This is a genomic window from Pseudomonas sp. FG47 (genome assembly GCF_057809115.1).
The window spans coordinates 18,633-31,434 of the sequence record NZ_JBMDJI010000050.1 but is presented as its reverse complement, the minus strand read 5'-3'; the positions used below and the strand labels follow the sequence as shown (position 1 = coordinate 31,434).

9 protein-coding genes and 1 pseudogene are annotated in these 12,802 nt (G+C 63.8%); 3 read left to right on the top strand and 7 right to left on the bottom strand.

The features are described 5' to 3' along the window. Positions 1-49: 49 nt before the first annotated feature. A complete protein-coding gene (gene rho / locus ACODS5_RS23025; protein ID WP_011536308.1) occupies positions 50-1,309 on the bottom strand; it encodes a transcription termination factor Rho in 1,260 nt (419 codons plus the stop codon). A 310-nt stretch (positions 1,310-1,619) separates the two neighbouring features. Further along, complete coding sequence (trxA, locus tag ACODS5_RS23020) at positions 1,620-1,949, bottom strand: thioredoxin TrxA (protein WP_046857535.1); 330 nt, start codon at positions 1,947-1,949, stop codon at positions 1,620-1,622. 242 nt (positions 1,950-2,191) lie between these two features. On the opposite strand from trxA, the gene ppx reads away from it, so the two are divergent. Continuing rightward, a complete protein-coding gene (ppx, locus tag ACODS5_RS23015) occupies positions 2,192-3,694 on the top strand; it encodes an exopolyphosphatase (protein ID WP_134692924.1) in 1,503 nt (500 codons plus the stop codon). Between the two features lie 38 nt (positions 3,695-3,732). Here ppx and ppk1 read toward each other — a convergent pair whose 3' ends face one another. Both ppk1 and hemB read right to left on the bottom strand, forming a co-directional pair. After that, positions 3,733-5,964 carry a polyphosphate kinase 1 gene (gene ppk1 / locus ACODS5_RS23010; protein WP_134692877.1) on the bottom strand — a complete coding sequence of 744 codons (2,232 nt, stop codon included), beginning with the start codon at positions 5,962-5,964 and terminating at the stop codon, positions 3,733-3,735. 19 nt (positions 5,965-5,983) lie between these two features. Continuing rightward, on the bottom strand, positions 5,984-6,994 hold the full coding sequence (gene hemB, locus ACODS5_RS23005) for a porphobilinogen synthase (RefSeq protein ID WP_134692876.1): 1,011 nt from the start codon (positions 6,992-6,994) through the stop codon (positions 5,984-5,986). A 208-nt stretch (positions 6,995-7,202) separates the two neighbouring features. Here hemB and ACODS5_RS23000 point away from each other — a divergent pair, with 208 nt between their 5' ends. Next, positions 7,203-7,847: a DedA family protein gene (locus ACODS5_RS23000; RefSeq protein WP_167659502.1), complete on the top strand. Its 645-nt coding sequence runs from the start codon at positions 7,203-7,205 to the stop codon at positions 7,845-7,847. 501 nt (positions 7,848-8,348) lie between these two features. Here the strand turns inward: ACODS5_RS23000 and ACODS5_RS22995 are convergent. Continuing rightward, positions 8,349-8,906, bottom strand: a pseudogene (locus tag ACODS5_RS22995) (sterol desaturase family protein); the annotation flags it as partial. Between the two features lie 182 nt (positions 8,907-9,088). On the opposite strand from ACODS5_RS22995, the gene elbB reads away from it, so the two are divergent. Continuing rightward, a complete protein-coding gene (gene elbB / locus ACODS5_RS22990; protein WP_134692874.1) occupies positions 9,089-9,754 on the top strand; it encodes an isoprenoid biosynthesis glyoxalase ElbB in 666 nt (221 codons plus the stop codon). A 245-nt stretch (positions 9,755-9,999) separates the two neighbouring features. On the opposite strand, the gene ACODS5_RS22985 is transcribed toward elbB, so the two are convergent. Both ACODS5_RS22985 and ACODS5_RS22980 read right to left on the bottom strand, forming a co-directional pair. Further along, positions 10,000-10,452 carry a YaiI/YqxD family protein gene (locus tag ACODS5_RS22985; RefSeq protein WP_217851844.1) on the bottom strand — a complete coding sequence of 151 codons (453 nt, stop codon included), beginning with the start codon at positions 10,450-10,452 and terminating at the stop codon, positions 10,000-10,002. 137 nt (positions 10,453-10,589) lie between these two features. Beyond that, entirely contained in the window at positions 10,590-12,521 is a 1,932-nt protein-coding gene (locus tag ACODS5_RS22980; protein WP_489109731.1) for an FTR1 family protein, read from the bottom strand. Positions 12,522-12,802 lie beyond the last annotated feature (281 nt).

Sequence of the window (12,802 nt, the reverse complement as noted above, 5' to 3'; positions counted from 1 at the left end):
CCCGCCCCTGGGCTGCAAAGCAGCCCCATTCAATGCCTGGTCGGGAAGCTTACTTGCGCTTCATCGACAGGAAGAACTCATCGTTGGTCTTGGTCTGCTTGAGCTTGTCGACCAGGAACTCGATGGCGGCGATCTCGTCCATCGGGTGCAGCAGCTTGCGCAGGATCCACATGCGCTGCAGTTCGTCGTCGGCGGTCAGCAGCTCTTCGCGACGGGTACCGGACTTGTTGATGTTGATGGCCGGGAACACACGCTTCTCGGCGATGCGGCGGTCCAGCGGCAGCTCCATGTTGCCGGTGCCCTTGAACTCTTCGTAGATCACTTCGTCCATCTTCGAGCCGGTTTCGACCAGCGCGGTGGCGATGATGGTCAGCGAACCGCCTTCCTCGATGTTACGAGCGGCGCCGAAGAAGCGCTTGGGCTTTTCCAGGGCGTGGGCGTCGACACCACCGGTCAGCACCTTGCCGGAGCTCGGGATCACGGTGTTGTAGGCACGGGCCAGACGGGTGATGGAGTCGAGCAGGATGACCACGTCCTTCTTGTGTTCGACCAGACGCTTGGCCTTCTCGATGACCATCTCGGCGACCTGTACGTGGCGGGTCGGCGGCTCGTCGAAGGTCGAGGCGACCACTTCGCCGCGCACGGTGCGCTGCATCTCGGTCACTTCTTCCGGGCGCTCGTCGATCAGCAGGACGATCAGGTGGCACTCGGGGTTGTTACGGGTGATGTTGGCCGCGATGTTCTGCAGCATGATGGTCTTGCCGGCCTTGGGCGGCGCGACGATCAGGCCACGCTGGCCCTTGCCGATGGGGGCGCACAGGTCGATGACACGACCGGTGAGGTCCTCGGTGGAGCCGTTGCCCGCTTCCATCTTCAGACGCTTGTTGGGGAACAGCGGCGTCAGGTTTTCGAACAGAATCTTGTTCTTGGCGTTTTCCGGACGGTCGAAGTTGATGGTGTCGACCTTCAGCAGCGCGAAGTAACGCTCGCCTTCTTTCGGTGGGCGGATCTTGCCGACGATGGTGTCGCCGGTGCGCAGGTTGAAACGGCGGATCTGGCTGGGCGAAACGTAGATGTCGTCAGGGCCGGCCAGGTAAGAGGCATCCGCCGAGCGCAGGAAACCGAAACCATCCTGGAGAATCTCCAGCACGCCGTCACCCGAGATCTCTTCGCCGCTTTTCGCGTGCTTTTTCAGCAGGGCGAAAATCACGTCCTGTTTGCGCGAACGGGCCATGTTTTCGATGCCCATCTGTTCGGCCATTTCCAAAAGATCGGTAATCGGCTTTTGCTTGAGTTCTGTCAGGTTCATAAGGGGAGTGACGTAATCATGTAAGGAAGGGAAAAATTAAGCATGTGGCTTAATGAGGCCGCGCCGCTAGATGGCGACAGGATCGCGTACTGATTCGAATTAGGGATGCTTCGGCGACGGCGTGCAGAGGGCACTGGAGAAGCAGTGCGAGGCCGAATGTAACACTTGCTTTTTTCGACGTCTAGTGGTTTTGCCCATTGATTTCCGGGGCTATCCGCCTGGATAGGCCAGAGCCCGCGGCACGCCGCACAATAGGGAATTTGCCTACGACAGGTAAAGAAAAGCCCCGCTTTTGCGGGGCTTGTTCACATCACAGGCTGGCGTCGAGGAACGCCTTGAGCTGCGATTTGGACAGCGCGCCGACCTTGGTCGCCTCGACGTTGCCGTTCTTGAACAGCATCAGCGTCGGGATACCGCGTACGCCGTGCTTGGCCGGGGTTTCCTGGTTTTCGTCGATGTTCAGCTTGGCGATGGTCACCTTGCCTTGATACTCAGAGGCGATGTCGTCCAGAACCGGCGCGATCATCTTGCATGGGCCGCACCATTCAGCCCAGTAGTCGACCAGCACCGCGCCTTCAGCCTTGAGTACGTCGGCTTCGAAGCTGGCGTCGGTGACGTGTTTGATAAGATCGCTGCTCATGGATATCTCCAGGTCGTAAGCAAAAAAACGTTGCCCATCATAGCTGCACCCTCGTCCTACAGGAAGCCACAGACGATTGAGTGTATCTATAGTTGTGCAAGACGCCACGAATCGAAACCGTCATGTCACGGTCATAACATCGCTATGACATTGCCATGCATCAAGCCTTGCAGTGCCGCGCGTTGGCGTATGCCCATGATCGTGGCACGATTGCCGGGTTAACGACCGAGAACTTGCAGATCATGCCGCAAACCACCGCGAAGAACCTGTCCCTGATCGCCGCCATCGACCTTGGCTCCAACAGTTTCCACATGGTCGTGGCCAAGGCCCATCACACGGAAATCCGCATTCTCGAGAGGCTCGGGGAAAAAGTGCAGCTGGCCGCCGGCATCGACGACGAACGCCGGCTCAGCGAAGAAGCCATGCTGCGCGGGCTCGAATGCCTCAAGCGCTTCGCCCAGCTGATCAACGGCATGCCGGCCGGCTCAGTGCGTATCGTCGGCACCAACGCCCTGCGTGAAGCGCGCAACCGCAACGAGTTCATCCAGCGCGCCGAAGCCATTCTCGGCCACCCGGTGGAGGTCATCTCCGGCCGCGAAGAGGCGCGCCTGATCTACCTGGGGGTCTCGCACACCTTGGCCGACACCCCCGGCAAGCGCCTGGTCGCCGATATCGGCGGCGGCAGCACCGAGTTCATCATTGGCCAGCGTTTCGAACCGTTGCTGCGCGAAAGCCTGCAAATGGGCTGCGTGAGCTTCACCCAGCGTTACTTCCGCGACGGCAAGATCACCCCGGCGCGTTATGCCCAAGCCTACACCGCCGCACGCCTGGAGCTGATGAGCATTGAAAATGCCCTGCACCGCCTGACCTGGGACGAGGCCATCGGCTCGTCCGGGACCATCCGCGCCATCGCCGCGGCGATCAAGGCCATGGGCCAAGGCAGCGGCGAGGTCAACGCCGAGGGCCTGGCAGCGGTAAAGCGCAAGCTGTTCAAACTCGGCGAGACCGACAAGATCGACTTCGAAGGGGTCAAGCCCGACCGCCGCACCATCTTCCCTGCAGGCCTGGCGATCCTCGAAGCGATCTTCGATGCCCTGGAGCTGGCGCGCATGGACCACTGTGACGGCGCCCTGCGCGAGGGCGTGCTGTTCGACCTGCTGGGCCGCCACCACCATGAAGACGTGCGCGAACGTACCCTGAATTCGCTGATGGAGCGTTACCACGTCGACCAGGGCCAGGCGGCTCGGGTCGAGCGCAAGGCGCTGCATGCCTTCGACCAGGTGGCCAAGGCCTGGGACCTGGAGGAGGGAAACTGGCGCGATCTACTAGGTTGGGCGGCGAAAATTCACGAAGTCGGGCTGGATATCGCCCATTACCATTACCACAAGCACGGCGCCTACCTGATCGAGCACTCCGACCTGTCCGGCTTCTCCCGCGAGGACCAGCAGATGATGGCCTTGCTGGTGCGCGGCCACCGCCGCAACATCCCCAAGGACAAGTTCGCAGAGTTCGGCGACGAAGGCATCAAGCTGATCCGCCTATGCGTGCTGCTGCGCTTCGCCATCCTGTTCCACCATATCCGCGGTACCCAGCAGATGCCCAAGGTGGTGTTGCAGGCCGGCGACAACAGCCTGGACGTGGTCTTCCCCGAGGGCTGGCTGGAGCAGCACCCGCTGACCCAGGCCGACTTCGCCAACGAGGCGGAATGGCTGACGCGGGTCAACTTCGTGCTTAGCGTGCACTGAAGGGCCCATGGGGCCGCAAAGCGGCCCCAGCAATCCATCTAGCGTACGTTCAACACCGGGTTGCTCAGCCGCTCCAGCAGCGTCGCCTGGGCGCTGCGCGGGTTCTGGTTGCCGGTCGGGGTGCTGCGCACATAGCGCCCGTCCGGCTGCAAGGTCCAGGCCTGGGTGTTGTCGGTGAGATAACCCTCCAGCTCCTTCTTCACCCGCAGCAGCAACTTCTTGCCCTCCACCGGGAAGCAGGTCTCCACGCGCTTGTCGAGGTTGCGCTCCATCCAGTCGGCACTGGACAGGTAGATCTGCTCCTCGCCGCCATTGAGGAAGTAGAACACCCGGGTGTGCTCGAGGAAGCGACCGATGATCGAACGCACGTGGATGTTGTGCGATACCCCGGCGATGCCCGGGCGCAGGCAGCACATGCCACGCACCACCAGGTCGATGCGCACGCCCGACTGGCTGGCCTTGTACAGCGCCTTGATGATCTTGGCGTCGGTCAGCGAGTTGAACTTGGCGATGATGTGCGCAGGTTTCCCCTCCAGGGCGAACTGGGTCTCCCGGGCGATCATGTCGAGCATGCCCTTCTTCAGGGTGAAGGGGGCGTGCAGCAGCTTCTTCATGCGCAGGGTCTTGCCCATGCCGATCAGCTGGCTGAACAACTTGCCGACGTCCTCGGTGAGGGCGTCGTCGGAAGTCAGCAGGCTGTAGTCGGTGTACAGGCGGGCATTGCCGGCGTGGTAGTTGCCTGTACCCAGGTGCGCGTAACGGACGATTTCGCCCTGCTCGCGGCGCAGGATCAGCATCATCTTGGCGTGGGTCTTGAAACCGACCACACCGTAGATCACCACCGCGCCGGCGGCCTGCAGGCGGCTGGCCATCTGCAGGTTGGACTCTTCGTCGAAGCGCGCGCGCAGTTCGATCACCGCGGTGACCTCCTTGCCGTTACGCGCCGCATCCACCAGGGCGTCAACGATTTCCGAGTTGGCCCCGGAGCGGTAAAGGGTCTGGCGCACGGCGAGCACGTGCGGGTCCTTGGCGGCCTGGCGCAGCAGGTCGATCACCGGGGTGAAGGACTCGAACGGGTGCATCAGCAGGATGTCCTGCTTGCCGATGACGCTGAAGATGTTGTCGGCGTTCTGCAGCAGCTTGGGGATCGCCGGGGTGAAAGGCGTGTATTGCAGCTCCGGGTGGCTGTCGAGCCCGGTGATGCTGAACAGGCGAGTGAGGTTGACCGGACCGTTGACCTGGTACAACTCGCTCTCGCTCAGGCTGAACTGCTTGAGCAGGTAGTCCGACAGATGTTTCGGGCAGGTGTCGGCTACCTCCAGACGCACTGCATCGCCGTAGCGACGGGAGAACAATTCGCCGCGCAGGGCCCGGGCGAGGTCGTCGACCTCCTCGGAATCCAGCGCCAGGTCGGCGTTGCGGGTCAGGCGGAACTGATAGCAACCCTTGACCTTCATGCCCTGGAACAAGTCGTCGGCGTGGGCGTGGATCATCGACGACAGGAACACATAGTTGTCGCCGGGGCCGCCGACCTCTTCCGGTACGCGAATCACCCGCGGCAGCAGGCGCGGCGCGGGGATGATCGCCAGGCCCGAGTCGCGGCCGAAGGCGTCGACACCCTCGAGCTCTACGATGAAGTTCAGGCTCTTGTTCACCAGCAGCGGGAACGGGTGGGTCGGGTCGAGGCCGATCGGGGTGATGATCGGCGCGATTTCGTCGCGGAAGAAGCGCCGCACCCAGGTCTTGAGCTTGGGCGTCCAGTAGCGGCGACGGATGAAGCGAATGGCGTGCTTCTCCAGCTCCGGCAGCAGCACGTCGTTGAGGATCGCGTACTGGCGGTCCACCTCCAGGTGCACCAGCTCACTGATCCGCGCCAGCGCCTGGTGCGGCTGCAAGCCGTCGGCGCCGGCCTGTTCGCGGGCGAAGTTGATCTGTTTCTTCAGGCCCGCCACGCGGATCTCGAAGAACTCATCGAGGTTGCTGGAGAAGATCAGCAGGAACTTCAGGCGCTCGAGCAGCGGGTAGGACTCGTCCAGCGCCTGTTCCAGCACGCGGATGTTGAACTGCAGCTGCGAGAGCTCGCGATGAATGTACAGGCTGCTGTCGTCCAGGCTCGGCACGGCGATCGCCGGAGCTGGCGTCGGTGCGGGCGCGGCGGGCTCTACCACCGGCTCCGGGGCCGCAGGCAGGTCGGGCGGGGTCTGTACCAGCTCTTCGGGCACGGCCTGGGCGTCCTTGATCTCGACAGGGGTTAGCACTTCGTTATTCATCTGACGTTCCTGGAGGGCGTTACTGCCCTCTCATCAATTGAGCGGCACGCACGGCGAAATAGGTCAGGATGCCATCGGCGCCTGCCCGTTTGAAAGCGGTGAGGGATTCGAGGATCACGGCCTCGCTGAGCCAGCCGTTCTGGATCGCCGCCATGTGCATGGCGTACTCGCCGCTGACCTGGTAGACGAAGGTCGGCACCTTGAACTCGGTCTTGACCCGGTGAACGATGTCCAGGTACGGCATGCCCGGCTTGACCATGACCATGTCGGCGCCTTCGGCGAGGTCGGTGGCCACTTCGTGCAAGGCCTCATCGCTGTTGGCCGGGTCCATCTGGTAGGAGGCCTTGTTGGCCTTGCCCAGGTTCAGCGCCGAGCCGACCGCGTCGCGGAACGGGCCGTAGTAGGCGCTGGCGTACTTGGCCGAATAGGCCATGATGCGCACGTTGACGTGGCCGGCCAGTTCCAGGGCTTCGCGGATCGCGCCGAGGCGGCCGTCCATCATGTCCGAGGGGGCCACCACCTGGGCGCCGGCGTCGGCATGGGACAGGGCCTGGCGCACCAGGGCGTCGACGGTGATGTCGTTCTGGACATAGCCCTCTTCATCGAGGATGCCGTCCTGACCGTGGGTGGTGAATGGGTCGAGGGCGACGTCGGTGATCACCCCCAGTTCCGGGAAGCGCGCACGCAGGGCACGAGTAGCGCGCTGGGCGATGCCGTCCGGGTTCCAGGCTTCGGCGCCGTCGAGGGATTTCTTCTCGGTCGGGGTCACCGGGAACAGCGCCAACGCCGGAATACCCAGCTCCACCCAACCCTGCGCGGCCTCCAGCAGCAGGTCGATCGACAGGCGCTCGACGCCCGGCATGGAAGGCACTTCTTCGCGGCGGTTCTCACCGTCGAGGACGAATACCGGGAGGATCAGGTCATCGACGGTCAGGGTGTTTTCGCGAACCAGACGACGGGAAAATTCGTCCCGGCGGTTGCGACGCAGACGGGTAGCAGGAAACAGACGATTGGCGGGGGTAAAGCTCACGGCAGACTCCTGAGCCCGCGCAGGCGGGCTAGCGCGACAGTTATAAGCGGCCATTATGACGCCTGTGTTACGCCCTGAGGCAACCCTGCGACTTGTGGCCGCAGTCATTGTCCTTGTAGGAAATGTTCACGTCGAGACACATTTGGACACTTTCCCCAACGCGCCCGAAGGGGTAGGCTGCGCGTTCATTTCGCCAGCACGCCAGAAAATGCTTCAACAATTCCTGAACGATTTCGGCTACTTTGCCCTTTTTCTCGGCACGTTCTTCGAAGGCGAGACCATCCTGGTGCTCGCTGGATTTCTTGCGTTCCGCGAGTACATGGATATCAAGCTGGTGGTGCTGGTGGCCTTCTGTGGCAGCTACGCCGGCGACCAGCTGTGGTACTTCATGGGCCGCCGCCACGGGCGCAAGATCCTCGCCCGCAAGCCACGCTGGCAGGCCATGGGCGACCGCGCGCTGGAACACATTCGCCGCCACCCGGATATCTGGGTGCTGAGCTTCCGCTTCGTCTATGGCCTGCGCACGGTGATGCCGGTGGCCATTGGCCTGTCCGGCTACCCGCCACGCCGCTACCTGCTGCTCAACGGTATCGGCGCCGCGGTGTGGGCGCTGGCGCTGGGCCTGGCCGCCTACCACTTCGGCGCGATCCTCGAAGGCATGCTGGGCAGCATCAAAAAGTACGAGCTATGGGTGCTCGGCGGCCTGCTGGTGCTGGGCCTGCTGCTGTGGCTGCGCCGGCGTTTTCGCAACAGCCGCGCCGAGCGTCGCGCGGCGGCACAGAGCCAGGCCGCCGAGGCTGAGCAAGCTATAGCCCAGGAGCAACAGCCAGAACAGGGGCGTGACCAGCGCTAAGCCCAACGCGCCGGCCAGGTACAGCGCCGGCGCATTCGACAGCAGCCGCGCCAGCTCCAGCCACCGCGCCCAGGGCCGGTCCTCCAGCGCCGCGCCAAGCACGAACAAGCCGAACGCCATCAGCGTCCAGCCCAGTACCAGGGCCGCGGGTGACAGCCGCTCGGCCGAATCCATCAAGTAACTGCCCAACGCCACATAGACCGCGAACTGCGCGGTCACGTACAGCTGCTGCGCGCCGCCCAGCGGGATGGCGAACTTGCGAAAACCTGCCAGGTCCTGCTTGGCCTGTGGATAAGCCGCCGCCACGTCCGCCGGGCGCCAGCCGGTGGGCATGAACCAGATACGCAGCTTGTCCCACCAGCTGTTGGCACGCCGGGCGTCGTGCCACAGTTGGGCATAGAACTGCAGGTTGGCCCACAAAGGGTTCCAGCTGGCCAGCGGCGTGGTCACGCCGAAGATCACCGGCTCGCGTTCGTCTTCTTCCTGGAAGGTGCCGAACAGCCGATCCCAGATTATGAACACCCCACCGTAATTGCGATCCAAGTACACAGGATTCTGCGCATGGTGGACGCGATGGTTGGACGGCGTGATGAAAATCCATTCGAGCCAGCCCAGCTTGGGCACGTGCCGGGTGTGCACCCAGAACTGGTACAACAGGTTCAGCGAGGCCACGGTGATGAACACCAGCGGCGGCACGCCCAACAGCGCCAGCGGCAGGTAGAAGATCCACGAGAAGATGAAGCCGCTGCTGGTCTGGCGCAGGGCGGTGGTGAGGTTGTATTCCTCGCTCTGGTGGTGCACCGAGTGCGCCGCCCACAACACGTTGCGCTCGTGACCGAGGCGGTGCAGCCAGTAGTAGCACAGGTCGTAGAGCACGAAGGCCAACAACCAGGTCCACCAGGCATCGGCGGACAGGCGCAGCAGCGCCAGGTGCTCCCAGGCCACGGCATAGGTGACCAGGCCCACCCCTTTGGTCAGCAGCCCGGTGCTGGTGGACAGCGCGCCGGTGCTCAGGCTGTTGATCGAGTCGGCGAGCTGGTAGTTACTGCGCCCGCGCATGCGGTCGGCGAGCAGCTCCACCGCGATCAGCACGAAGAAGAACGGCACGGCCAGCAGAATCAGGTCCATGAACGGCCACCTCCAAGGTTATCCAGGAAGATTAGGCCCGACGCAGGGCAAATCCCATGGATACATCTGCCAAACTAGAGGACATTTAGCGCCTCGACACTGGAGTATTGAGCATGACGAAAAAAGTTGCGGTGATTCTGTCCGGTTGCGGCGTATACGACGGCGCCGAAATCCACGAAAGCGTGATCACCCTGCTGCGCCTGGATCAGCGCGGCGCCCAGGTGCAGTGCTTCGCGCCGAACATCGCGCAGATGCATGTGATCGACCACCTCACCGGTGAAGAGATGCCCGAGGCGCGCAACGTGCTGGTGGAGTCGGCGCGCATTGCCCGTGGCGAGGTGAAGGACATTCGCGAAGCCAAGGCCGAGGACTTCGACGCGCTGATCGTGCCCGGCGGTTTCGGCGCGGCGAAGAACCTGTCGAACTTTGCCGTCGAAGGCGACAAGTGCAGCGTGCATCCGGATGTGCTGGCCCTGGCCGAAGCCTTCGCCGATGCCTGCAAACCGGTCGGCCTGATCTGCATCTCGCCTGCGCTGGCGGCGAAGATCTACGGGCCAGGCGTGGTCTGCACCATCGGCAAGGACGCCAGCACCGCGGCGGCCGTGGTGAAGATGGGCGGCACCCATGAAGAATGCGATGTGCATGACATCGTCGAGGATGTGCAGCGCAAGCTGGTGACTACCCCGGCTTACATGGAGGCGAAGTCGATCAGCGAAGCCGCCAGCGGCATCTACAAGCTGGTGGACCGGGTGCTGGAGTTGACCCACGAGAACGACTGATAAACGCTGGTGTAAGGGCAACTGTCTTGTGCTGCCCGTACCGGCCTCATCGCCGGCAAGCCGGCTCCTACAGGTAAAGCGCAGGCCCATGGCTGCTACGGTCCCTGTAGGAGCGGCCTTGTGTCGCGATGGGCTGCGTAGCGGCCCCGGCGATTTTGCATGATGCCGAGATCCTGGGGCCGCTACGCGCCCCATCGCGACACAAGGCCGCTCCCACAGGCTAGGCGAATGCTTCCAGGATAGCGTCAGGCCTTGGACAGGCGGGTCAGGATCCGATCCAGCGCATTGGCGAACGCCTGTTTTTCACGCTCGCCATAAGGCGCCTGCCCGCCTCCGACCTGGCCCTGCTCGCGCAGCTCGGTGAACAGGTTGCGCACCGCCAGGCGCTCGCCCATGTTGCGCTCGTCGAACTCGCGGCCACGCGGGTCCAGCGCGGCCACGCCCTTCTTGATCAAGCGATCGGCCAACGGCACATCGCTGCAGATCACCAACTCGCCAGGCTCGGCGTTTTCCACCAGGTAGTCGTCGGCCGCGTCCATGCCGCTGGGCACCACGATCAGCCGCACGCAGGCGAAAGCTGGCTTGATCTGCGGCTGGCCGGCGACCATCACCACCTCCAGCTTGCGCTTGAGGGCGAACTTGACGATCTGGTCCTTGGCCGCCTTGGGGCAGGCGTCGGCATCGATCCATACACGCATGGGATTAATCCTGTACTTCGGGCAGTGACGGCGTGGGAGCGGGCTTGCCCCGCGATAGCGCCTGAACAGGCGGACATTATGCCAGCCTCATCGCAGGGCGGGGGCGACGGCGAACCGCCCCTTCCCCCTGCACGGACTCAGTTGGCCGCCGCCCGGCGCTTCTCGGCCAAGCGGCTGCGTCCATAGAGAAACACGATAGCCAGCAACGCCACCGCCTGCGCGCTCAGTGAGTAGAGATCGGCGTGGATACCCAGCCAGTCGAACTCGAAGAACGCCACCGGCCGCGTACCCAGCACGCCGGCCTCTTGCAGCGCTTTCACGCCATGCCCGGCGAACACCACCGACAACGCGCAGAGCAAAGCTGCGTTGATGCTGAAGAACAGCGACAACGGCAACTTGGCCGAGCCGCGCAGGATCACCCATGCCAGGCCCACCAGCAGCACCAGTGCCGTGGCGCCACCGGCCAGCACCGCCTGGTGCCCGGCGGGCCCTGCCTGCAGCCACAGGGTCTCGTAGAACAGGATCACCTCGAACAGCTCGCGGTACACCGAGAAGAACGCCAGCACGGCAAAGCCGAAACGCCCGCCGCCGCTGACCAGGCTGCTCTTGATGTAGTCCTGCCAGGCCGCGGCGTGGCGGCGGTCGTGCATCCACACGCCGAGCCACAGCACCATCACCGCGGCAAACAGGGCCGTGCATCCTTCGAGCAACTCACGCTGCGCGCCACCGACATCGATCACGTAGGCCGCCAGGGCCCAGGTAGCGAAGCCGGCGACCAGCGCCAGGCCCCAGCCGATGTTGACGCTGCGCACCGCCGACTGCTGGCCGGTGTTGCGCAGGAAGGCGAGGATCGCCGCCAGCACCAGGATCGCCTCCAGGCCCTCGCGCAGCAGGATCAGCAGGCCGGAGATGTAGCTCAACGACCAGCTAAGGCCATCGCTGCCCAGCAGCTTCGAGGCCTGTTCGAGCTTGACCTTGGCTTCGGCCAGGCGCTGTTCCGCCTGGGCCACCGGCAGGCCGTCCTGCAGCGACTGACGGTAGGCCATCAGCGACTTCTCGGTGTCCTTGCGGGCCTGGGTGTCGATGTTGTCGAGCGAGCTTTCAACCAGCTCGAAGCCTTCCAGGTAGGCCGCCACCGACAAGTCATAGGCCTGGTCGTGGTCGCCGGCGCGGTAGGCCGCCAGGCTCTTGTCCAGGGTGCTGGCGGTGTACTCGAGCAGTTGTGCCGGACCACGCTTGGCCTGCGGCGGCTGCGCGCGCTGGGCACGGAACGCGGCCACGGCATCGGTGCCTTCGCTGGCGGCGACCTCGGCTGGGGTCTGCCGGGCAAGGTCGGCGAGGTTCCAGGTCTTGTCGCTTTTGGCTGCCTGCGGATCGACGGTGAAGCTGGCGATGTAGGCAGCCACGTCCCAACGCTGGCGCTCGTCGAGCTGGTCGACGAACGAGGGCATTTCGGTGCCTTCGATGCCCAGGCCAAGGGTGTTGTACAGGTCGAACAGGCTCAGGTGGTCGAGCCGCTCGACACTGCGCAGGTTGGCCGGCGGCGGCTCAAGGCCGGTACCGGCCGGGCCGTCGCCCTGGCCGCTGTCGCCATGGCAGATCGAGCAGTTCTGCGCGTACAACGTGGCGCCGCGGGCCGGATCCGGGGTGATCACCGGGGCCTGGCTGACCTCGTAGGCCACGGCCAGGCGGGCGCCCAGCTGGCGTGCCTGACGCGCCACCCCGGCGCCATCCTGGCGCTGGTCGATGGCCTGGCGCAGGTCTTTCACGCCCTGCTGCAAGGCGTCCCGCTCGGGGTTGTCCGGCAGGCCCTTGATCAGCTCGGCAAGCACGCCGCTGAACTCCTGCTGCTCGCGGTATTCGCCATCGTCCACCACCTTGCCGTCGCGCACGGTAGGTGGGTAGTCGGCACCGATGTAGTCCAGCAAGTGCAAGGCCTTGGTCGCATCGGCAGGGGCTTCGGCCTGCGCCAGGGCACTGCACAACGCCAACACCGGAGCGAGCACCAGGGCTAGCAGACAAGAACGGGAATTCATGGCCAATCTCGACGTAAACACGAAAGAGAACATTGTTCACTTCCACTCCGCGCCACTCAAGGCTCGGGGGCAGATTTCATGAAAAATCCCGTGACAAATTCACCGAGCGACGCCTTTCCACCGGGCTTTCCGGCTGATGGCAAACCTGCAGAAGTTGCGAAGCAATTCGCCATCACCGAGCTACTACTTTGGGTATAATCCCGCGCCGCCGTAATAGCCATTAGCAATCAAGGCGCCTCCATCGAGAGGATCTGGCGATAAACAGAGGGATCTGCCGCCCCCGCCCGCGCGGCTCATTTGTTTCAGGGAAAGAA